Here is a 22,908-nt window from a genome sequence, read left to right on the forward strand (position 1 = left end):
TATATTATAGCCATAGATTAGGCCAACCATAATAATCCAAAGGGGGAGAAGTATGGCTTTAAGAACTTCTATGTTAATCGCTTTAGCCGCTTTTATTTTTGCACAAAGCGGCTGGGCCGATACGTACACCGGCGAACCCAGCAACCGTATCAAGATCAACCTCGGCGCAACGGCCTGGAAACTCGTCCAATCGGACGCGGTCGGCGCCCAGGCACTGGCCTACAACGATGCCAACGCCGCGACCGTCGGCCTTCCAAACAGCATGGGCGAGGACGCGATGTTCAGCAACACCGCATCGGGCGGTGGCCCCGGGCCCGGCGGGCCCTATTGGTACCGCAAGAAGTTCACACTCGCCTCCGCCTTTGCGGACAAAAAGGTGTTTCTGGAAATCGAGGGCGCGCATCTCGGGTGCCAGGTCTATTTCAACGAGACATTGCTGCCCACCTCAAGCGCGGTCAATCCTCAGGCGACGCATGTCGTTGGTTTCATAGGGACCATTCACGACGTGACCAGCCTGGCCAAATTCGACGGCTCCGACAACATCGTGGCCATACGCGTGGGCATGGGCGGCGGATTTTTTACCGATCCGGGTTTCTCGACCGTATTCCGGTTCGGACAGGGCTGTGCCGGCGTTTTCAGGCCCGTATGGCTGCACATCACCGACAAGGTGCACGTGCCTTCGAACGTCTATTCGAACCTCAAACAGTGGGGCACCTATGTTGCAACCACGTCGGTTGCGGCCGACCTCTCCTCGGCCGTGGTGAAGATCCTCACCAACGTGATGAACGAGAACGCCACCGACCAGACCGTCACGCTCACCACCAAGATCGTTGACCAATCGAACAACAACGTCGTGGCCTCCAAGGACGCGACCCATCTGGTCGCAGCCGGGCAGACGTACGAGTTCAACCAGACCGACACCATCGCAAATCCCAAGCTATGGTGGCCCAACAACAGCATCTACGGCAAGCCCAACATGCACAAGGTGTATCACATTGTCAAGGTGGGCGGCGTGACCGTGGACGTGTTCGAGAGCCCCCTGGGAATCCGCACCATTACCTGGGACAAGAACTTTCCGTACATCAACGGCAAGGTCCACCACCTGTACGGCGGTGCGTCGCGCTACGACTTTCCCGCGCTCGGCACCGGCCTGCCGCCCGGCATCGAATTCAGGGACGCAAAGCTTTTGGCCGACGTGGGCGGCAACCTGTGGCGGCCCGGCCATTCATCGTGCTCGATCGGGTTCGTGAACGCGTGCGACGCCTATGGCATCATGCTCATAGACCCGAGCGGCGAGGGCGAGGGCGCCTTCGGCGGCTCGTCTCCCTCGGACGCCAAGGGCACCCTGAAATGCGAGCTCCACCGCGACATGATCATCCGCGACCGGAACCATCCCTCGCTCCTTGCCTGGGAGGCGAGCAACGGCGACATGGCGCAGGCCATGGCCGACTCGCTGCGCGGCCTGTCGAACGTCTGGGACTCGCTCAGTCCACGGGCCCAGAACCTCCGGGGCGCCCCGTTTGAAGAGGGCTTCGACGACCTGCATTCCTGCACCTTGACAGGATGCGATGCCCAGCAGAAACCGTTCCATCCCGACTGGCCGTGGTGGGGCGCAGAGTACTGGGGTTCCCCTACGTCGCGCTTCGCGTACGACTACCAGATCCAGTTTTCGGCGGGATTCCTGCACGACTGGGCCGGCGGCATCACGAACAACTGCTTCGGCATGGTGCAGTGGTATTTCGCGGAGACGCCCGGCGAAGTGCAGACCTTCCTCGGCGGCGGCGGCACGGCCCGCTCGTTCGGCTCCTCCATGACCGATTTCAACCGCATCCCCAAGTTTCTCTATTATCAATACGGCGTGTGCTGGGTGCCCTACAGCCTGCAGCCGCGCATCGCGATCGCCAACCACTGGAACCGCTCCGGCGGCGCCGTGCGCGTCGACGTTTGGAGCAACTGCCCCAAGGTGCGGCTCAGCCTGAACGGCACCGCAATCGGGACGCAGGCGCCCAACGGCAGGCTCGGCGCGGCCGGCGGCATCAACGATGTGACCAACACCACCACGCAGCTGCCGTACCAGTGCACGTTTCAGAACGTGACTTGGGCGGCCGGCACGCTCAAGGCCGAAGGACTTGACTCGAGCGGAAACACGGTCTGCTCGGCCCAGCAGGTCACGGCCGGCGCGGCCGACCATGTCGTGCTGTGGGTCGACACCAACATGCAACGGCCGGGCAACGTGAAGATCCCCATCACGGCCAACGGCACCGACGTCGCGCTTATCAAGGCCACCGTGGTCGACGCCAACGGTAACTGGTGCCCGACGGCGGACGGCGTCATCACCTGGAGCGTGGCCGGTCCCGCAACGTACCGCGGCGGCGCAGACCAGTTCGTGGGCGGAACCGGCAACGGGTGGCACTCGCCGGGCGACCCGAACCTCAACATCGAGGGCGGCATGGCTCAGGTCGCGGTGCGGTCGCAGTTCACCACCGGCACCGTCACGGTGAGCGCAACGGTGACCGGGCTGCCGACTCCCAACGCGTCGGTCTCTTATGACATCACACCGGTGCTTGACATCGTGCGCACCGACACGCTGCCCGTCACCGGCATCAGGGTGATGCCCGAGCAGCGCACTGTGGCCGCGGTGAAGGTGGCGATGTCCGGCACGGTGTTGAAATATTACCTGAACACCACCGCGGTGGTCGGCCTCGACATCATGAACGCAAACGGCAGGCTGGTGCAGCGCATCGCGGCGTCCCGACAAAACGCCGGATGGCACCCGATCAATGCCGCGCTCTCGCAGGTGAAGGGGAGCGGCGTGCTGCTATTCAGGTTCATGGTGGACGGAAGGGCGATGAATGTCAAGCAGTTTGTTATGATGAAATAATGAGTTGACAAATTGGAATGACAAGGTGCCGCGGGTGGAGATCCTGCGGCACCTTTTTTTTAGATGCTCTCAAGCATATAAAAATGGGCGTTCCGCCGCTTCGCGGGCTGTTCGCCTCGTTCGCGGACCGCCCCGATAAAGTCATAATACGTCAGCTCCCCACCACCTTCTGCGCGGCGAGGAACTCCTCCTCGGAATTGTACATTTTCATCAGGCGGTTGATGCCCACCAATTCGAGGAGCTTTTTCACGTCGCCGCGGTTCGCGATGACGGAGACCGACCCCCGGTGCGCCTGCACGTCGCTGAGGCAGTGCACGAAGATGCCGATGCCCGCGCTGTCAAGGTAGGTGGTTTTCTCAAGGTTGAAGGCGAAATGGTGGCGCCCCTTGCTGATGTACGCGGAAATTTCGTCGTCGAGCCGCTGCGTCATCTGCACGTTGTCGATGTCCCCGGTGATGCGGATCATCGCGATTGTTCCCGTGTCAGAGATTTCGTACTGCATGGGAATTCCCTTCTAATCCTTCATCTTGCCTTTCAAGAGATTATACCGTTTGCCAAGGGCCATGGCAAATGATATTTATTTGTGCGTCGCAGTAAATTTAAATATAAATGGGCGTTCCGCCGCTTCGCGGCGGCCACCTTTCAACTTCCAACTTTTAACTTTAGACTCATAAGGAATGCCGCTGCGCGACGATTAAAAAGATCCGAGTAAGGAAATCTGGGAAAAATGGCGTAATCGTGTGCCACGGTCCCGGCAGTGTTTATACCCAATAATGCTGGATTTTATGATTGAATTTCAACCAGGAAAAAAAACCAAGAGGTCACATACGACATGGAAACGCGTCAGCTCGCCACGATCTTGTGCGCCATGAGAAACTCCTCTTCCGAATTGTACATTTTCATGAGGCGGTTGAAGCCGACCATTTCGAGGAGGCTCTGCACGTCGCTGCTGTTGGCGATAATGGAAACAGACCCCTTACGCTCCTGGACATCGCACAGACAATGCACGAAGAGGCCGATCCCGGGGCTGTTGAGATAGGTGATTTTTTCAAGGTTGAAGGCAAAATGGCGGCGTCCTCTCCTAATATACGCTGAAATATCCTTATCGAGTTGTTGCGTCACCTGGTCATCGTCGATGTTTCCGACGATGCGGATCATCGCGAACTTCCCCGCGTCCGAGATTTCATACTTCATCCGAGTTCCTTTCGCAATTCGGGCAATGACCGGGGATCAGATTCCCCGGGGCAGCCGCTCCTTAACGGATTGCTCCTTTTTCCAGATTTTACGTTTATTCATGGTTTGAAGCAAATGAAATTTCATTGCCCTATAAGCCATTGAAGCGCTTCGTCGGAATTGGAGAAGATGCGCAGATTGAAGCCGCGGTTCACGGCAACGGTCTCAAAAAACGCGTCGTCCCGCTCAAATTCCTTGAGGTCAACCAGCGCCGCACGGTTGATCACATTGAGGTTCCGCACCGTGGGGAAAAACCTGCTCGGAATATCATAGTCCTCCCTGATGGGCAAACGGCCCTCCAGTCCGCGGATGTCAAGCAATACCTTTGAAAGCTTCTTTTCGGCGCACGCCGCGTAAATGTCGGGCACAAAGCGTATTATTGCTTCACGGGTGCGTTTTCCGATCGCGCAAACGTGCAGGATGCCGCCCTTCTCTTTATATTCCAACGGCATACTTGTTCGACCTGAATAGGTTGCGCCGGTTTTCGATCCCGGCTGTTTTAAGACGATGGGAGCCTTATTGAAGATAAAATGCAATTCGGAAGTTGATTTTGCAAAGTAATTTTCGCATGTCAAATGCCTGACATGGCCGGGCTAGTCGTTATTATTTTCTGGGCATCATCGGTTCAACAATATAGCTATAAGATTAAAGAATGTTTATTTAGGGAAACACGACCAAGATGGTCGTGGCACACGGAAGGATTATTATTCGTAGGAATAGAAAGAAAAGGTCACCCGCCCGCATGCATAGAGAGGGAAGGGAGATGAATTTGTTTTTAAATATAAACAATACGCCTTAAAAAGCCTACCTTGCAAATGCAAATGGATATAGTATTACGGTGGTATCATTTTTTACAGGTATTGCTCCAAAATCCCATTTATAAATCGTTAATATTAAATTTAACGTTAATAGCGCCGCTATCCCCTCGACCTTGGTGTGCACATGGTCCAGCTGGACAGTGGCCCGGATTACCTCGATATCGTCGTCCATGCCGTCGAGATGCATGAGATCTTCCTTCGTTTATTTCACACCATAACTATTCCATTCATGATCGTTGTAGACAATTCGAACAGGCGAAACAATCAATGTCCCCTCACTCATTCTTCCTAAACGCCCTAAACCTCACCACCTCGGTCTCTCCCTCTCCGTCCTGCACCGCAAGTTTGTGCTTTCCCTCCTGTAAATCAACCGCGACGTTGTGCTGCACCACGGTCTCGGCAAGAAATTCGCCGTCCAGGTACCAGAACAAATGCCCGCTCGGCCGCTGGTATTCGGCCTTGAAAACGATTTTCTCGTGCTCGCCCTGCAAATTCCTCGGCACGATGATGGAAACGTTTTCAACGGGGTAAACGATCTCTATCGCGGGTTGCGGGTGGGCCACCGGGCATTTCGGGTTGTGGCGCGGAAGCGAATCGGTCTTTATGCCTTGCAGGACCAGAATGGAGCGTACCGACGGCGGGTAGATCGTTTTCACGCGCCAGACCGTGTCGATGCCGTTCCAGCAGCGCGAGCAGACCGAAAAGCCTTTTGATTTACTCACGAGGATGCGCTGATGATACGGGCACAGGGCGGTCTGGTATGCGGTCAGGGGCTGTTCGGCATGGATGGTGTCGGCGCATGCCGGGGAAGGGGAGAGGCCGCTCTGGCGGCACACCGTGACGGTGCGGAGGTCGTATTCCGGCTTTGTAAACCATAGGGGCAGCGACTTGTCGGAGAGCGCATTGAACAGCTCGAACAGCACGGGCCCTGCCGACTGGGCGCCGCCCAATGCCGCGTTTCCCTCGCCCGTGAAATTTCCCACCCACACGGCAATGGTCCATTGCCGGTTGGTGCCGATTGCCCACGCGTCTTTCTGCCCGTAGCTGGTGCCGGTTTTCCATGCGACCGATATTTGGTTGGAAAAGAATTTCCAATAATATTCGGAGCCGGGCCGGTTGAGCTGCGATATGGTTGACAGAACGAGCCATGTGGCTCCTTCGCTGCAGATTCTTGTGGTGTCGTGCGACGCCGGGCCGGCGTATATTTGAAACGGCCGCAGTATTCCCAAATTGCCGAGGCCGCAGAACAGGCGGCCGAGTTCCCAGAGGCTCGCCTCTGCGCCGCCTAAAATCAGCGACAGGCCGTATCCTTCGGAAGAACGGAAAAGCCCCGTGAACCCCGCGTTGCGCAGATCGGAATAAAAATCGTCAACGCCGTACCAGTATAAAAGCCGCACCATGGGCACGTTGAGCGACTGAATGAGGCTTTGCCGCATGGTGGAAAGCCCTGAAAATTCCTTTGAGGCGTTCTCGGGCGCAAAGCTGCCGTAGAACGTGGGAACGTCCTGCAGTTTCGATTCGAGAACGTACGGACCTCGGTCGAGCGTTTTCGCCACAAGATACGGTTTTAAAAGGCTTCCTGTCGAGCGCCGTGCCATAACGCCGTCCACCTGGCCGCCGCTTGCCGTATCAAAAAAGTCCTGCGAGCCCGCGTACGCGCGGACAGCGCCGGTCTGCGTTTCCGCAACGAGCGCCGCGATGTTCTTCACGCCTTGTGATGCGTAAAGCCTGTTGTACGTGCGCGCGATTTCCTCAACCCGCTTCTGGATGCCGGGGTCGAGCGTGGTCTTTACGATTGTCGCGTTGGTCAACGCGAGCGCGCGGATTGAAAAGTGCGGCGCCCGAAACGGCACCATGCTCGCGGCAGACGGCAGTGGCTCGCTTTGCGAGAGCATGCAGGTCATGCTGTCGATGAGTCCTCTTTTAAGCAGCGTTGCAAGGCCGCGGTCGCGTTTCTCCTTGAGTTTCGCACGCTCTTTTGCGAGATTGAGCGCGGACGGCGAATTGGGGAGCACGGTGAAGAGCGCGGCCTCTGCCCAGGTGATCTGCGAGAGCGGCTTGCCGAAATACCGCCACGACGCCGCGTGCACGCCGACGATGTTGCCGCCCATGGGAACGTGGCCGGCGTAGAGCCGGAGGATTTTCTGTTTGCTCATGTGCAGCGACAGTTTGAGCGCGCCCGCGCATTCGAGCGCTTTGTTGAGGTAGCTGCGCTTTTTCGGGTGCGACAGCCGCATCACCTGCATGGTGATGGTGGAGCCGCCGCGCACGCGGCGTCCGGTTTTAATATTGACAATGAGGGATTTCACGAGCGCGAGCGGGTCTATTCCCAAATGCGAAAAGAAGCGCCGGTCTTCGCATGCGGTCACTGCGGCAATGTATTTGCGGGGCAGCGGGTCTTCAGGGACCGGAAACCGTATCTGCCCGTCGGGCGCGGCGGTCACGCGCATGAGCCCGCCCCTGCAGTCGTACACCACGCGGGAATAGGACTCCTTGAACGGCGGGCCAGGGGGGATGATGAGCCAGATGGTGATGATAAGGAAGATAATGATGATCGAGGATAAGAATTTATGCTTGAGGATTAATTTGATGATGGCGGAAAATATGGATTTATACCGTTGAAAAGTATTTGTCATGAAAAAATATTTTCGGTTGCAATAGATTTTCTTTTAACCGTCACGCCTCATCCCCAGCCCTTCTCCACAGCGTGGAGAAGGGAGCAGAAAACTGTTTTCCCCTCTCCGCTTGTGGAGAGGGGACGGCCGCTTGCGGCCCGGGAGTGAGGCGACGGTTGCCCGCGAGCGGTTGAACGGCGGAAGCCGCACCCCAGGGGGAGCCTTCCCCCACCAGATAAACTTTATCTTTACTTTACACTCACCTCCGCCCCGCCAATCCTCGCGTAGTAATCCGGCGAATACATGGGCTCGACCGTGATCGGCGGCAGCTTGTAAACACCCTTGAACGTGGGGTTGCATTTGACAACGAAGTTCGCCTCGTTGTTGTAGCCGAGGTCGAAGAACCAGTTCACGCGGTCGTCGCGGATGTCCATGTAGGTGCCGTTGGTCGCGTTCAGGTTGTTCACCCACTCGGGCAGCTCGGTGCCCTCGAGCCGGTTGTTGATGATCTCCCATCCCGACGGGAACAGGCTCGACAGCGCGAGCTGGGTCAGGCGCTCGTGCGTGGTGCTGCGCACGCGGTAGCGCACCCAGAACCCGTCGCCCTGCCTGATCTGCTCGATCGTGATGGGCGCGCCGTCCTCGTCGTAGAAGTTGCGCGTGAGCTCGATGCCCTTCTGCTCGGTCTTTATCCTGTTGTCAATGGGGATGCCCTCCTCGAACAGGGTGACGAACATGGGGTTGTCGCTTTCGGTGGAAATGGAGACCTCCTTGTCCCAGAGGTCGTTTGCGTCGAGCTTGGTCTGGTACGCCTTGATCACCAGTTTTTCGGTCTTGCCGCCCCGCACCGACACGGTAAACGGCACGGCGCCGCCGGTGATGGGCGACTTGGCGTAGACGGTGGAAATGGCGAGAAGCGAAAACGACGTTTCCTGCGTGGAATACCATCCCCACGGATAAAACGACTTTGCCACGGAGCTCAAAACGCGCGCCGCGCCTGTCATGTCGCCCATTTTATAATCGAGGTAGGCGACAAAAGCCATGTCGCGCAGCGACGAGCCGTACGTGCCGCTCATCTCGCGGTAGGTGGAAATTTCCGTGACCATGAATTTGTCAACCTCGGCCGCGGCCGGCTTCTGGCCCGCAAGATAATAGGCGGCCGCGAGCAGCTTCTTGGACAACGGGTCAAGCTCGCGGAGGTAATTCTCGCGCACCAGGTTCATGGCGCCCTGGTTGGGCCTGCCCGCGAGCGAGAGCAGAAAGAGCCGGTAGCATTGGTAGCGGTGGTCGCGGCTGTTCACGGTCTTTGCCTCGCGCTCGGCGTTGTCCAGCCAGTGGTTGAACAAGTCGTCGGGCACGTGGTAGCCCGCGCTTCTCGCCTCGATGAGGAAGTGTCCGGCGTAACTCGTGCACCAATCGGCGTATTCGCCGGCATACCAGCTTCCCAGCGGCCAGTACGAGAACCCGTTTCCGATCCTGAACGACGACAGCTTGTTGATGGCCGCGTTTACGTTGTCGGTGACCATTTGCTTTTCCACCGACGTGAGGTCGAGCAGGGACCCGATGAATAATTGCGGGAACGCCGACGACGTGGTCTGTTCGATGCAGCCGTACGGATAATGGATCAGGTCCTTGTACCGTTTCTCGATCTGGATGTCCGGGAACCGGGTGAAGCTGAAGCGCGCGCGGTTCGTGGGCTCGATACCGAATTTTTTCGGCGTCATGGTCACGCTTTTCCCTTTTGTCACCACCGTGTCAATGGCCTGGATGTAATACGGGTTGGGGCAGGTGACGGGCAGGTCCACCTCGTCGGAGGCGGATTGTCCCCGGCCCGTCGCGTTCACGACGATCTTGCCCGCGCCGATCTGTCCCAGCACGTCAACCAGGAACGACACTTCGGTCTCGCCGGGCTGGCCAAACCTGCAGCCGGCAATGGCGGGCCCGGCCAGGGACAGCGGACCGGAAACCTTTATGGAGACCGTTGCGGTGTCAACCGATTTGTCCATGGCAAACACCGAGACCGGCACGTAAAACCTGTCGCCCGGACGCGCCACGCGCGGCACCGTGGTGAGGATCATGAGCGGCTGGCGAACGGGCACGGTCTTTTCCACGGACGCGTAGCTGTTCTGTGCGCTTCCGATCAGCATGATGCGTACCGAGCCCACGTAATTGGGCATCTCAAACCGGGTGGTGACGCTCTTTCCCGGCTTAATGGCGATCGGCCCGGCAAAGAGCACCACGGGCTTGAAGCGCTGCACCTTGGATTCGCCCGCGCGCTTGCGCGCCTCCTCCATGTCGCCGCCGATGGAAAACCGTTTGTCAATGTCGGGGTAGATGATGCCGAGCACCTCCTCGAGGTTGTCGCGCGTGACCACGCCGAGCCGCAGCTTGCTGAAGAAGAACTTCCACGGGTCGGGCGTCTCGAACCCGGTGAGGTCGAGCAGGCCCTCGTCGACCACGGCTATGGTGTAGGTCGCGGTCTCGGGCGACTTGGACGTCACGGTAATGTCGAACTTGTCCTTGGGCTTGATCTCGGCCGGCGCGCTCATCGTAAGTTGCAGCCGCGTCGAGAAATCCTCCACCGCGATGGGCTTCACGCCGTAGATGCGCATGGGCACGTCGTTCTTCACCTGGCTGTGCGGCTGGATGAGCGAAAGCACGGCATAGCAATTGGGCACCATGTCCTCGGTGATGTCGAGCGTGAAGCTGGTGCGGCCCGGCGTCACCTGCTTGATCTCCTGGTGCAGGATCCGTGCGCCCTGCTCGAGCGTGAACAGCACCATGCCCTTCTGCGGCGTTTCGCAGGAGACCTGCATCCGGTCGCCGGTGTAATAGAGGTTCTTGTCGGATGCGATCTGCAGAAACACCCGCTCCTTCTTTTCCTGCGCCGGGCCCGCGCCCCACGACGACGCCCAGAAGAACATGCCGCAGGTGTGCCCCGACACGGCGTCGGTGATCTCGATGAAGTTCTCGCCCTCGTCCTCCACCTCGAGCGCCTGTTTCACGGGCTTGTCGGATGACACCAGGGTGTATTCGGCGACCTTGTACGTGGTCTTGAGCTCCCTGAAGTCGGGCTTGGAGCGCGAATCGTAGTCCCACCACCAGTAGCCTTTATTGACGTACCATTTCACGGTGAGCTTGTGGCCGGGAACGGGCTTGCCGTTCAGGCCGGTCACGATGATCGGCAGCTGGTAGGTCTGGCCGGTCTGCGCGCTTCCCCATGACGACGCGAACGGGCTCTTGAACCCGCAGTACGAGCGGTACGGCGCGATGAGCACTTTTTTATTATTGGAAGTGAACCCGCCGCCTTTTTCAAAAACCTCGGCGCGCAGGACCGCGCTCACGAGCTCGGGCGCGTTTTTCGCGTCGTCGGCGTCGTAGGAGAAACTGTATCTTCCGTTATTGTCAAGGCTCTGGTCGAACATCTCTTCCGCGCGGCGCTGGAACTTGGCCAGGGGATGGCCGAAGGTGTAGTCGTCCCAGGCCGCAAGCCGCAGCGGCACGGGTGAAAGGTCCACGAGCATCTTCGCGCGCAGGCCCGCCGAGGGCATGCCGAACAAAAACCGGGATTCGAGCACGCCCGCTATCTCGGTGCTGCCCGGCGTGAGCGTGTCGGGCGTCTGGATGAACACCTTGAGCCGGTTGGGCTTCACGGTTTCTATTTTAAGCTCTTTTGTAAATGTCTGGTCGGCGATGGTCAGCGCCGCGCGCCACGAGCCGGTGGGGTCCGAGATGCCGGTGACGATCGCGAAATACACGTGGCCGTTGGGCCCGCATTTCTGCATCGCCTCGTACACCACCTGTTCCTTGGGATTGTACACCTTGAGCGTCACGGGCTGGTCCGCCGGCGGCGCCTTGCGGTTGGCGCGCACGATGGCGGCGAGGTGGACGGTGTCGCCGGGACGGTGCACGCCGCGGTCGGCGTAGATGAACATGTTGAGGCCTTTTACCCCTTCGTCAACACCGGCCACGTCGAACGACGAGGTTTCCCAGTTCGGGTGGTCGAGTCGGATCAGGGCGATGCCGGCGCTGTGGTCGCCGCGCAGATAATAGCCGTTCGACGGGTCGCTGAACAATGCGTGGCCGCTCGCGTCGGTGGTCTGCTTCTGGACAAGCTGGTTCTGGTACGTGTAAAGCCCAAGCGTTAGCCCGGCCTCGGGTTTCGCGTCGATCACGTTGACCGCGTAGGCGTGCAGGCCGTCGGCCGCCTGCTTGATGGTGAGCCCCACGTCCGAGGCGATGAGCAGCTTGCTCTTGTTGCCGTTGCGGTAATAGTAGCCCTCCTGCGCCGGCGTGTTGTAGTAATTGTCGCCCGCGTAGAACAGGTCGCCTTCCTTGATGTCGTCGCGGTCGGTGACGCATCGGCCGGTAAGGTCGTTCTTGTTGAATCTGAGGTTCACGATGAACCCGGCGTTGCGCCTGCCCTTGAACACGTGCGAGAGGTCGATCTCGCTGCGGATCCACTTGTTGCGGTCGGTGGTGATCACGAGCTCGCTGTCGAGGATGCATTTTCCCACTCTGTCAACGTCATTGTACTGGTTGGGCTCGTACCCGCCGTAATAGTCGCCCTCGCCCTCGTCCTCGTCGTAGTAAAAGCGGGAACGGCCGTGGGCCTTTGCCTCGCTCAGCAGGTTGCTCTGGATAAAGAAGCCCAGGTTATTTTCATAAATCTCGGTGATCCTGCAGTGCACCTTTCCCACGTTGACCGATTTGAACTGCAGCCTGAAGTTGTTGTCCGACGGCAGGTAAATGCCCGGGGACAGCCACAGCAGTTCGGGCTTGAGGTTTGCAAGCGCGATTTCCGCGGTGTAGGTGGCGGCGAGCCTGGTGCCGAAGGAACTGGGAAACCCCTTGGCAATGGTGACCGTGTATTCCTGGCCGATCAGGAACTTTGCCGAAAGCTTGAGGAATTTCTTCTCCACCGACACCGTGAAGGGGAGCGGCGGCTCGATCTTGACATAACCCGAAAGGTCCGTTCCGGTGCGGATGGGATCGCTGAAGCGGAACCCGTACGCGCTCTGCGCCGCCTGCGGGTCGCTCATGTCCATGTGCGCGAGCACCTTGAACACGTTGATTTCCGGGAGCATGGCCTCGGCGGTCCATTTGCCCTTGTCAACCGTGTAGCTGCCGGGCAGGGAGAACGCCAGCATCTGGCCCGAGGCCCCGCGCTTGAGCTGCTCCGACGTGATCTTCACACGGCCCTGGTCCTGTCCGTCCTGCTCGATGCCGAGTTTCACGCTGCGGCCTTTTGTCTCGCATTTCAGGTCATTGCGGATTTTGTTTATGTCCACCGGCTGCGCGAACGCGGCGTATCCTCGGTAGCGCACCGTGTTGAGCCCGCCCGTGTCCGGCTCGAAATCCCCGGAAAATTCCACCACCTCCTGCTCCGCGGTCTTGAAGGAGAACTCGAAATCGTTGACGTTGCGCTGCGCGCCGAACGCCTCCTTGCCGTGCAGCACCGCCTCGTAGGTAACGCCGGCGCCCAGCGGTTTATTGGGCGTGAAGCGCAGCTCGGTCTGGCTGACCCACTTGGCAGCACCCTTGATCTCAGGCTTGAAGCCGAAGGGCGACCGGTCAAGCGCCGTGCCGCTGAGGTGCGGCGGGACCACCGGTTCGTTGAAAATGATGTCTATGGTCGCGAGCACCGAAATGATGGCCGGCGGCTTTCCCACCACGGTTTTGTTCAGGTCGAGCGGACGGTTGATGAGCTCCTGCACCGACGCCGCGGGCGGGAGGCCCTTTTCTCCGTGTTTCTTCTGGCACGATACGGCAATGAGGCACAGCAGGACCAGCGCGGCGGCTCGTTTCATAAGGGCTCCTTGCGAAAGGTGAGGGCGTGATGGAAGGGCATGGTGGTTTCCGGATGAGAATACAGGTTGTAAACTAATAAATAGAAGGAGGCGGGGCAAGAAATGGGATTACAGTGTCATTGCGAGGAGCCGCAGGCGACGAAGCAATCTCCGGAAAAGAAAATAAAATTACGGCGGGATTCGCTGGATGCCGGGAAGAGACGGTGGAGACGGAGCAGGATGAACCAGGGCCTTCGTTGCACACAGGACAATACGGTGAATACTTTTGTTTATTTAGAAGCCCAACGTGCGCGCAACTGGGTGCCGTGGCCGAATTGCCGACATGACGGCTGCGAACGAAGCGAAGACGCCGACGGAGCCACCAGACAGGCCATTGCAGCACTTTAACTGTTAGGTGCTGTTTGTAAACCACCTACCTTAGTGCAAGTCTTTTTTTCGGCGGCGGTCTTCGGCTTTTCGGTTTTTGTATTTGCAGCCCCCGTTTTTCAATTTCTTCCGGCGGCGGCTTTTCTTGTTTCTTTGAAGCGCTGTTTTCAGTGGTTAAAAAAAAATATAATAATTTGAGCGTTAAAACGTATTTTGCTTCCATTATTCCATCTATTAGGATATGCCGGAAATGCCAAATCTGAGACGTCGTGCTCGAAAAACATTAGATTTTTGTTTTGCCATTTATTTGGCCGTTCTTCTCGGTGTGGTTGCACCTGCGCACCATCACAAGGATGGCGCGGAACATAGCGACTGCGCAGTTTGCTTAATTTCACATCTGCCCATTATCGCACCATTAATAGTTTCAGTGATTCTGATTGTCGTTAGGTTATTTGTTAAACCCGTCCGGCTTCCTGAAATCATATCCTCTCGTATACCTCATGCTTTCCATTCCCGCGCTCCTCCCGCATTGATTCCGGTTTCTTAAAACACTTCGCTTTAATTTGCTGACCAGCCAGGGAGACAACGAGGGTACTCCACGTCCAAATTATGCATGCAAAACGTATGCATAATTCAGATGGAGTATCTAATATCTAAGTGAACAGGCCAAACCCTCCCGGGCTTTCAGTGGTAATTTATTTAACCATGCGACTCGGGAGGCATATGAAATTCAATTTAAAATTATTGATATATCAACTACGCGTATGCGGTTATTCGGGTAATGTTTTGTCCAGTATTCCCGTGCGTAAATCATTTTTCTTCCTGATAACCGTTCTCTTTACTTTTTCATATTTTGTGCAAGCGCAAACCATGCCGGATTCCTCATCGCAAAAAATACGCTTGCTCGATACGATGACTGTTACAGCCCAGAAACTCAACGAAGCCCGGTTGGACCGCCTCGGAGCCATGTCAAATGCCATCCAACCCACCAGCGTGGTTACGCCCGAGGCCATCTTTCTTAAAAACGCGGATGATTTCACTCAAGCGGTAACGTCGGAACCGGGCGTCTGTGTCTTGACCGGATGCAGTTCATGCGGCTTCAAACAGATTCAGATCAATGGTTTGGGCGCAAATCACACAACCGTGCTTGTCGACGGGCTTCCGATTTACACGCCGGTAACGAGTTTTTACGGCGTTGACGCGCTCACCACCGCCGGAGTGGCCGACATCGACATTTCACGTGGTCCCGGAGCCTCGCTTCTTGCGCCGGGCGCCATGGGAGGAGCCATGGATGTTCGCTTTCGCAACCCTACTCGTAACGCCATCACGGCCGATGCCGCAATTGGCAATAACGACTGGAACCATCTTTCATTCTCGGGAACAGCCGTAGTAGACAGCGCGAAACTCGGCATCCTTGTTGCAGGGCATCACTTTTATGAAGGACAATGGGATGCAGACGGAAACGGCGTTTCGGAGTCACCGTCTCTCAACGACGAAAGCGCCTTGTTGAGGCTCAACGGTCTCATCGGAGAAAACTGGTCGTGGAATTTACGGTATATGCACAGCTACTCTGAGGTTTTCGGCGCGGCCGTGACGTCAAATCATATGGGCGCCGCGGTTGGACCGGCGGATTCGATTCCGTTGTATGTTGATGGAGATGTACGAAAAGCCTTTATAGGAAATCCTCAGGACCTTATCGAATGGGTCCAAACAACGCGAGACGAAGCCGCGGGCGCGTTGACCTGGGATTCGCCACACCTTGGCACATGGCAATTACGGGCGGGCCTCGCCAGCCAATCGCAAGTCTCCGAATACGAAGGAGGCGCGGACTACAACAATGCGGACAACAATGTCGTGGGGGATTTGCGCTGGATGGGAACTGCCTGGGCCAACACCCTTACACTGGGCGTTGACGCCAACATTGAAAGAATGGCGTCGCAATCCCACTACTATTATCAAGTCCTTGGAATTACTCCTGATTCCTATAACGCAACTTTCGGGGGCGTTTACGCGCAGGACGTGTGGAACTTCGGACAGGAGCGAGACTTGTCCCTGGCGCTGCGCCTGGACGATATCGATGTTAATTGGATCAACAAGCCCGGCGAAAAAATCAACAATTTCATAGCCGCGCCCAGGGCCAGCTTGCGTTGGGAATTCATTGAAGGTCTAACCGGGCGCTTGTCCGCCGGTTTAGGCTGGCGGGCGCCGCTCACTTTTTTTGAACTGGATCACGGTCTTTTGAATAACGGATTCGACATAGGCGTTACCAAGTTGGAGAAAGCCGAAGGAGCGGGAGGCTCTCTCGCGTTCGATAGGTCGCAGTGGGAGATAACCGCGGGAGCGTACGTTACCCAGGTTTCGGATCTCGAATTCGTTGACAATAGCCCCTCTTTGCCGCGTCCTGTCTTGCGTAACGATTCCACTCAACTCACTTTTTTAGATGTTGACGCCGAAGCCTCTTATATTCCCTGGAATTGGCTCAAGTTGGGCGTCGGGGTCGAACACCAGCAGATTCCCGATCAGTATAAAGCCGTTGAATTGGTGGCGGCCATGGAAACCGAGGTCAACGGACGCGTTGAAATGAATTACGGACCGGCCTCACTTTCCGGAGACGTGGCATGGACCGCGCCGCGCGACTTGACGCCTTACGGCTACGCGGGTCAATACAATGTTTTTGAAAACGGCGCGGCCAGCGATCCCAAACTCACACAAGCGCCTGGTTTTTTCGTGGTCAATATGAAGGCGACCTGGAAGCTCCTTCCCGTTTTGGACCTTTACGCGGGAGCCGAGAACCTGCTTAACTACACCCAGACAGGTTCGGCCCACGACGATCCACATTATTGGGACGACCAGGGCAATTTCAACACCTCGCATATCTGGGGACCGTTGCGTGGAAGGCAAATGTATGTCGGGTTGCGTTTGAAGACATAACTCAAGCCTGTAGAATGATGGGCCTGCCAAAAAAAAACGGCAGGCCCTTCATTCGGTTTCGGCACAATTTTCTCAAAGAAAAAAGATTCTTGAATGGAGAGTAATTTCATGAAAAAAATGGTTCACCAAGTCACATTTGCCGCGGCATTAGCGTGCTGCGTATGTGCGGCTCTCGTTTCCGCCCAGACCGCGCCGCCGTCGATCGACGACGATATCGCGCGGCTGCGCAAGGAGCTGATTCAATCGCAGGTTGACGCCGAGCGAGTTGGCCAGGAAATGCTAAAAGACAAACAAGACTTCGATACCTACCGCGCCCGAACCGCACAACGCCTGGCCCAAACGCAAAGCGAGCTCGATACACTGAAATCTGAGACCATCGTCGTTTCGCGAGCCGATGCCGCGCTCGCAGCCCAGATCAACGGCGTGCTTGCTCAACGCCATGAGATTGAACTGTCGCAGGACGAATTTCGCCAGAAACTGATCTCCTTTTGCAACAGCGTGACTCCTGCGGTAAAGAGGCTGCCGCCGCTTATTATGGCGCCCACGCTCTCCGGCCTTTACCTTCTTATCAATGACCTGACAACCAAGTCGGTCGACGTCGTCGAAGGCAGCACACGTCTGGTACAGATCCTTAACAAACTCGACGAGGCCGGTTCCGGCATCCAAGTTTCTCAGGAAAGCTCGCCGGCGCCGGACATACCCGGCATGGTTTACCGGTTGCGCATCGGGACAATATTCGAGGCGGTGGTCGACACAAAGGGTGAGAAAAGCGCCGTATTCACTGGCTGGGGAGACGATGGAGCTCCGCATTGGAGGAATTTGAATTCTCCGAAAACCGCTATGGCGATTCTTCAGGCGGTTAACGTCCGCGAAGGAAGATCATTGCCCGTGTTCGTGAACCTTCCCCTTGGAGCCGGTGCGGGAAAGGAAGGTGCAAAGTGAAAAAGACGTTTTTTGTAATTCTGTGGCTGACGGTGACGGCATCTTTTGCAGGCAAAGCCGAAAAGATCCAAGCGATAAAGGAAACGGAACGCAAAGAACTCCAGAACGCCCTCGACAAATCGCGCGATAGTCTGCAAGAGCTCGTTACAAAGCAATACGCGTTCGAGCAGCAGGCCGTGGAAATGAAAGAGGCAAACAAGGATGAATTCGACAAGCTGCACGAACAACAGGACCGCATGGAGACGGAACTCGCGCGCATCAAGGAAGAAAAACTCAATCGTGAACAGTCGCTTGCAGATGAAATAAAGAACCTCGAAGCGAAAAAGGAGGAGTGGACCTACCTGCAAAACCAAATAAAAGACATCTTTCAGAAAGACGCCGATGGTCTGCTTGAAGCCTTTCCGCTCGACAAGGAACTTCGACGTGCCGAACTCGAAAAGATCCGGGCGTCCTTGAGCGAACGCCATTCGCCCACGGCGGCGTTTGGAGCTTTTGTCAACTATAGGCTGGCATGGTTGGCCCTCGGGGATTCCATATCCCTCGCCAAGGCCGTGGTCTTGCCTGAAGATGGCAGCCCAAAGCAACTGACCATCTCGCGATTCGGTAACGTGTTCGGGTACGGCATCGACCCGGCCGCGGGAACGTGCTACTATTTGCGCCAAACGGGAAGACTTGGATCTGATCGATTTTCGGTTGAAAAAATTGCGGCTCCACAACTCGCTACTAAGTTGACCGAACAGTTTCCCAAGTGGCTTTCCACCGGCCGGATTACCGGAGACGTGCTGATGGAAGTGATGCAAAATGACCAGGCCCGCATGCTCATTGCGGGAAAAAGACAATCCACTGGTCTTGCGTTGTACGAATCGTTCGCCAAGGGCGGTTGGGTCATGATTCCCATGCTCATGTTACCCTTCTGGGTGCTGTACCTGATGGTCGTTAAAATCGCGCAATATGCAGGGCGGGGCAGCCTACTTAAGAAGCAATACGTCACAGCAATGAAGTTCCTTGAAAAGAAAGAGTTTAACAGCGCACTGGCATGGGCAAAGACTTGTAAGAGAGGGGTGATGGCCCGCATAGTTGCCGCAAGCCTTGAACGGCAAAGCCAGGGTAGGCAAACGGGTGAACGAGCGGCCTACGAAATTCTAACCCTTGAAACTCCGCCCTTACGCCGTCACCTCAATACATTAGCGGTGATCGCGGGGGCGGCTCCGCTGCTTGGATTACTTGGAACCATTAGCGGCATGATAACTCTGTTCGCGGCGGTCACGCACTTTGGAACCGGAGACCCCAAATTTCTCGCGGGCGGAATATCCGAGGCGCTTATCACTGCGAAAACAGGGTTGGCTATTGCCATTCCCGTTCTGTTTATTCACGATCTTCTTCGTGCAGCAAAGGATCGTCTTATGGCAGACCTGGAGAACGATACGATTGCCGTACTCAACGCAGTGTATCCCGAGGAATAGGAAGTGTTCACACCGTTTCTAAAACTATTCTATGAAGGCGGATGGGTGCTGTTTCCCATCTTTGCCGTGTCGGTTGTAGTGTGGCACATCGTTTTCGGAAAGCTAATCCGCTTTGCACATCTACGCACGGCGCGCAAACGGGTCCATGCCATACTTGTGACGCAAAACGTTGAACCGACGACGCGCACCGGCTACCCGGCCTTTGACGTGTTTGTCAAGAGGCTCCTGAAGCCGGGAATCAAACCGGAGCAGGTGGAACGGACGTTTGACGAGCTTGTGATAGAAATCAAACCTGGGCTCGACCGGGGCTTTTCCACGATCACTGCCTGCATCGTTATGGCGCCGCTGTTGGGCTTGCTCGGAACCATCACCGGCATGAACAGCATGTTCGCCATTATCGGCGAGTTCGGTTTCGGCAATCCGACAATCATGGCCAACGGGATTTCCATGGCGCTTGAGGCAACGCTCACCGGTCTGGCGGTTGCCGTGTCGTCGCTTTTGTTCCTTGATTACCTCAATACCGCAAAACAAAAGCTCATTGCCGGTCTGCGCGAAGACCGGGACATAATACTAAGTAAACTTCTCAGCGGCCGTTCCCAGACTAAGGCCGAGCCTATCAAGGGAGGATCAATGCGCCCCGTCAACAATCCATTCCACGAGGAACACCAAAACCCGGAAATCAACCTTGCGCCGTTTGTCGACACGATCATGATCCTTCTGATCTTTTTCGTGGTTACGGCAAACCTTTACGTAGAGACCGGCGTGGACGTATCCAAGCCAAAGGCGCAGAGCGCACGGCCTGCCGGCCAGAAAGCGATACTCATCGGAATCACCCGCGAAGGCACCGTCCACATTTACGGACGACAAACCACGATTGAACGCGTTCGCACGCTTGTGGAGCAGGAGGTGGGAAAACAGCCTGATATTTCGGTGGTGATTGTTTCTGATCGGGATGGCTCGGTCGGCAGGACTGTCGAGGTAATCGACCAATGCACTCTTGCGGGCGCGCAGAAAATATCAATCGCGGCAAACAAGGATTAGCCCCTCATGCATATCCTTTCCTATTGGTTGCTTTGGATCGGGCGTCTAGCGCTTGCCGTTGTGGTGAGCTTTCTCCTGTTCACCGGAGTTTCGCTTTTGCACGCAGCGGTGGGACTCGGTTCCAAGTCGGACAAGCAGCAGGCGCTCAGGATCTCGGCAACGGACATCGTGCGCAAGCCACCTGAGGAAAAAAAGCTGGTGCAGCAGCGCATCCGTCAAGTGCAAACGCCGACGAACCAGGGAAGGTCCCTAGAGAACCAGATGACCATGCGCTTCGCGCCGGACCTGGATGTAGACAATTCGGGGGAAGGGGCGGGTGTGGCGCTGCAAAAGCAGGAACTTTCAGCCGAAGTGTTTGAGCAGGGACAAGTCGACCAGGACGCGTCGCCGGATTACACGCCGCCGATCCCGTATCCTAATCGCGCGGCCGAGCAGGGGATCAAAGGTACAGTCGAAGTGGAATTTGTCGTCACCCACGAGGGAAAGATAACCGATGTCCAGGTCACGAAATCGTCATCGTCTTTGTTCACCGAAGCTGTCAAGCGAGGAGTGGCCCAATGGCGCTTCAAACCGGCGAAGAACAAGGGGATTCCGGTCAACCAGCGGTTCCGCCAAGTAATCCATTTCAATCTTGACCAGTGATTTTGAGTATCATGAAAAGCAAAGCATTCTTCATTCTTATGTTCATTGCCGTGGCAATTCCTGCCGCCGCCATGACCTCGCTTTCCCAGGCTGATTCTGCCTACAACGCCGGGAATTTTCGCCAGGCGATCAAATTGTTCCACACGGCAGCCGGAGAAGGCGAGACTCCGGCACTGTGCTACTACAATATGGCCAATGCGTACTTCCAGCTCGACAGCCTTGCGGAAGCGGTCGTTTACTATCGCGCATGCATCCAGAATGCACCTGATTTCTTCAAGGCCAATTTCAACCTTTCCGTGTGCTATTACCAGCTTAACGACCTCGGCCGTTGCCTAGCATCGATAAAACGCACGCTTGAACTTGATCCGACGCATCAGAAGGCGCTTCTGATCCAGGCCGCTGCGCTGCGCCGCGTGGGCGCAATTGCCAAGGCCGTGGCAGCCTTTGAAAACATAATCAGGCTGTATCCTCAAGTCGAGGAGGCCTACATCGCTCTCGGAGAAATGTACCGCGACATCGGCGATGCGGACGAGGCAACCAAATGGCTCGAATCTTTTCCGCTGAACGGCAAGAACACCTTGTACGTTGATTTGTTGCTTGCCGACTTGTACGAAAAGGCGGGGGACGTTTCCCGATCCATTTCTTATCTTACCATGGCCTTTAATCTAGACACAACTAAACAATGGACCCTGTATCGTATTGCGCAGCTGCACCAGCAATCCGGCAACCAGCTCGTGGCGCTTGAGACCTGCCGTGACGGCATGAGGCGTTTCCCGAACTTCGCGGACATGGCCGTGCTCGCCGGCAGCATCGCTTTTGATCGCCAGCGCATTGACGAAGCGGAACAGTTCTTTGCTCAAGGCGCGAAAAACGGAAGCCCGTCCGCTGTTGTGGGTCTCACCAACGTTCGCGCTTGGCGTAAGGCACATTTTGTTGAGCAGTAGTGGTTGAATAAGAAGATTGCATCAAGATAGAATAGATAGGTATGCTACCACTGTTAAAGGAAGGTGACGCAAGGGTTAATCGGAAGATCACGCTTATATTTGTTACGCCTTTTCTTTTTTGGTTATTGCCCGGTTGCTCCCTGCACACGAATCCCCAATCCATTCAGTCTCAACAACGAAACAACCAAGAATATCTATTCGCAGCTGGCGCACTGCAAGCAATTAATTATCCAGAATAGATTGAATAGGGAAGACCTCCCCAGGTTTAGTACTGTAAAAGTGCGAGTGAAGCGCTGCCGGACGTGAACGCTGGACATGCGCAGCAGTAATGCTGTGCTGTCAAACAAATATCATCCAGTATACGAAAGCCAGCTTTATTGATGCGCATGCCAAGTGAGCGCCTGCAGCTGAACGATCCAATGTTGTCCATGTGGCTGTTGTAGGCTGTTTTCGCCAATTCACTATATTCGTAGAACCCCAGCGTTACTGTTTATATTGTATTTGTTGAATTAATAATTACACGGATTGCCAGAAGTTGCTTTGCCAGATGGACTCTTATAAGGAATGTCCCATCTCTTATTTGGTAACCAATCAGGAATTATAAATAAGTTTCTTTTTGATGTTCTGTAAAGTGATGTTGTTGAATCGCCAACACATCTTTTGTATTTATTCAACTCCCAATAGACGATATCTAAATTTCTACCCTTACCTGGCATTTCCATTGCCATAAATTTTCCATCGCTTGTTTCATAAAGGTACTGTCGAATAAATGGGATTCCCCCAAATTCTCCGTAAGAAAAAAAGAACATTAAAATTGCGAATATGTTAAAAAACGTCTTTCTAATTTTAGTATCTATTTTGACAAACTTTTTAAAAAAATACAGATAAATTACACATAATATAATAGACAATGGGATACTTAAAAATGTTCCGAACATTGCATGCGCGATATTAACAGATATATAAGTTATCGTCAGAATAGTTATTTTTTTATTCATTTTATTTCCAATATTATTCTTTCGCAGTTTTTTTTACCTTTATGAATTGGCGAAGATTGCGTACAACGTTCCAGGCATGCAGAAGTTGCCCGATTGCCGACATGACGCCGGAACGAAGTTGACGGCGACGGAGGCATCAAACCGGCCTTGTGATCCCTTGCACTATTGTTTGTCTGTTTGGGCACCCAAGCCTTCGTTTTTCGTCGCGCTCTTCGGACTTTTTC

Annotated in this window: 15 protein-coding genes; 7 read left to right on the forward strand and 8 right to left on the reverse strand. The window is 55.6% G+C overall.

Annotated elements, in window-relative coordinates; genetic code table 11:
- Nucleotides 1-70: 70 nt before the first annotated feature.
- Complete coding sequence (locus VLX68_16105; GenBank protein HUI93766.1) at nt 71-2,881, forward strand: DUF4982 domain-containing protein; 2,811 nt, start codon at nt 71-73, stop codon at nt 2,879-2,881.
- Between the two features lie 151 nt (nt 2,882-3,032).
- On the opposite strand, the gene VLX68_16110 is transcribed toward VLX68_16105, so the two are convergent.
- The 7 genes from VLX68_16110 to VLX68_16140 all read right to left on the reverse strand — a co-directional run bounded on the left by VLX68_16110 (nt 3,033) and on the right by VLX68_16140 (nt 13,946).
- Nucleotides 3,033-3,383, reverse strand: coding sequence for an STAS domain-containing protein (locus VLX68_16110; protein ID HUI93767.1), 351 nt, complete (start codon nt 3,381-3,383; stop codon nt 3,033-3,035).
- Nucleotides 3,384-3,724: 341 nt separating this feature from the next.
- Nucleotides 3,725-4,075 carry an STAS domain-containing protein gene (locus VLX68_16115; protein ID HUI93768.1) on the reverse strand — a complete coding sequence of 117 codons (351 nt, stop codon included), beginning with the start codon at nt 4,073-4,075 and terminating at the stop codon, nt 3,725-3,727.
- A gap of 122 nt (nt 4,076-4,197) precedes the next feature.
- Complete coding sequence (locus tag VLX68_16120) at nt 4,198-4,566, reverse strand: STAS/SEC14 domain-containing protein (GenBank protein ID HUI93769.1); 369 nt, start codon at nt 4,564-4,566, stop codon at nt 4,198-4,200.
- Nucleotides 4,567-4,918: 352 nt separating this feature from the next.
- The gene (locus VLX68_16125) at nt 4,919-5,119 is read right to left on the reverse strand and encodes a hypothetical protein (protein HUI93770.1); all 201 of its coding nucleotides are present in this window, start codon (nt 5,117-5,119) and stop codon (nt 4,919-4,921) included.
- Between the two features lie 88 nt (nt 5,120-5,207).
- Nucleotides 5,208-7,568, reverse strand: coding sequence for a penicillin-binding protein 1C (pbpC, locus tag VLX68_16130; protein HUI93771.1), 2,361 nt, complete (start codon nt 7,566-7,568; stop codon nt 5,208-5,210).
- A gap of 227 nt (nt 7,569-7,795) precedes the next feature.
- On the reverse strand, nt 7,796-13,357 hold the full coding sequence (locus VLX68_16135; protein ID HUI93772.1) for an MG2 domain-containing protein: 5,562 nt from the start codon (nt 13,355-13,357) through the stop codon (nt 7,796-7,798).
- A 412-nt stretch (nt 13,358-13,769) separates the two neighbouring features.
- On the reverse strand, nt 13,770-13,946 hold the full coding sequence (locus tag VLX68_16140; protein HUI93773.1) for a hypothetical protein: 177 nt from the start codon (nt 13,944-13,946) through the stop codon (nt 13,770-13,772).
- A 500-nt stretch (nt 13,947-14,446) separates the two neighbouring features.
- Between VLX68_16140 and VLX68_16145 the strand changes: the two genes are divergently transcribed.
- The 6 genes from VLX68_16145 (at nt 14,447) to VLX68_16170 (ending at nt 21,686) form a co-directional block, all read left to right on the forward strand.
- On the forward strand, nt 14,447-16,654 hold the full coding sequence (locus VLX68_16145) for a TonB-dependent receptor (GenBank protein HUI93774.1): 2,208 nt from the start codon (nt 14,447-14,449) through the stop codon (nt 16,652-16,654).
- Between the two features lie 117 nt (nt 16,655-16,771).
- On the forward strand, nt 16,772-17,596 hold the full coding sequence (locus tag VLX68_16150; protein HUI93775.1) for a DUF3450 family protein: 825 nt from the start codon (nt 16,772-16,774) through the stop codon (nt 17,594-17,596).
- The gene (locus VLX68_16155; protein HUI93776.1) at nt 17,593-19,059 is read left to right on the forward strand and encodes a MotA/TolQ/ExbB proton channel family protein; all 1,467 of its coding nucleotides are present in this window, start codon (nt 17,593-17,595) and stop codon (nt 19,057-19,059) included. Before VLX68_16150 ends, VLX68_16155 begins: the two co-directional genes overlap by 4 nt.
- Nucleotides 19,060-19,062: 3 nt before the next feature.
- A complete protein-coding gene (locus VLX68_16160) occupies nt 19,063-20,100 on the forward strand; it encodes a biopolymer transporter ExbD (protein HUI93777.1) in 1,038 nt (345 codons plus the stop codon).
- A gap of 6 nt (nt 20,101-20,106) precedes the next feature.
- Nucleotides 20,107-20,742 (forward strand): energy transducer TonB, encoded by a 636-nt coding sequence (locus VLX68_16165; protein HUI93778.1) that lies wholly within the window; start codon nt 20,107-20,109, stop codon nt 20,740-20,742.
- An 11-nt stretch (nt 20,743-20,753) separates the two neighbouring features.
- Nucleotides 20,754-21,686 (forward strand): tetratricopeptide repeat protein, encoded by a 933-nt coding sequence (locus VLX68_16170; protein HUI93779.1) that lies wholly within the window; start codon nt 20,754-20,756, stop codon nt 21,684-21,686.
- Between the two features lie 509 nt (nt 21,687-22,195).
- Here the strand turns inward: VLX68_16170 and VLX68_16175 are convergent.
- Complete coding sequence (locus VLX68_16175) at nt 22,196-22,684, reverse strand: hypothetical protein (GenBank protein HUI93780.1); 489 nt, start codon at nt 22,682-22,684, stop codon at nt 22,196-22,198.
- Nucleotides 22,685-22,908 lie beyond the last annotated feature (224 nt).

The sequence above is a fragment of the Chitinivibrionales bacterium genome (assembly GCA_035516255.1).
Classification (GTDB): domain Bacteria; phylum Fibrobacterota; class Chitinivibrionia; order Chitinivibrionales; family FEN-1185; genus FEN-1185.

Coding starts and splice junctions, on each gene's coding strand:
- VLX68_16170 (HUI93779.1), top strand. CDS start 20,754: ATGAAAAGCAAAGCATTCTTCATTCTTATGTTCATTGCCGTGGCAATT.
- VLX68_16140 (HUI93773.1), bottom strand. CDS start 13,946: ATGGAAGCAAAATACGTTTTAACGCTCAAATTATTATATTTTTTTTTA.
- VLX68_16125 (HUI93770.1), bottom strand. CDS start 5,119: ATGCATCTCGACGGCATGGACGACGATATCGAGGTAATCCGGGCCACT.
- VLX68_16105 (HUI93766.1), top strand. CDS start 71: ATGTTAATCGCTTTAGCCGCTTTTATTTTTGCACAAAGCGGCTGGGCC.
- VLX68_16115 (HUI93768.1), bottom strand. CDS start 4,075: ATGAAGTATGAAATCTCGGACGCGGGGAAGTTCGCGATGATCCGCATC.
- VLX68_16145 (HUI93774.1), top strand. CDS start 14,447: ATGAAATTCAATTTAAAATTATTGATATATCAACTACGCGTATGCGGT.
- VLX68_16135 (HUI93772.1), bottom strand. CDS start 13,357: ATGAAACGAGCCGCCGCGCTGGTCCTGCTGTGCCTCATTGCCGTATCG.
- VLX68_16110 (HUI93767.1), bottom strand. CDS start 3,383: ATGCAGTACGAAATCTCTGACACGGGAACAATCGCGATGATCCGCATC.
- pbpC (HUI93771.1), bottom strand. CDS start 7,568: ATGACAAATACTTTTCAACGGTATAAATCCATATTTTCCGCCATCATC.
- VLX68_16175 (HUI93780.1), bottom strand. CDS start 22,684: ATGAATAAAAAAATAACTATTCTGACGATAACTTATATATCTGTTAAT.
- VLX68_16120 (HUI93769.1), bottom strand. CDS start 4,566: ATGCCGTTGGAATATAAAGAGAAGGGCGGCATCCTGCACGTTTGCGCG.
- VLX68_16165 (HUI93778.1), top strand. CDS start 20,107: ATGCATATCCTTTCCTATTGGTTGCTTTGGATCGGGCGTCTAGCGCTT.
- VLX68_16150 (HUI93775.1), top strand. CDS start 16,772: ATGGTTCACCAAGTCACATTTGCCGCGGCATTAGCGTGCTGCGTATGT.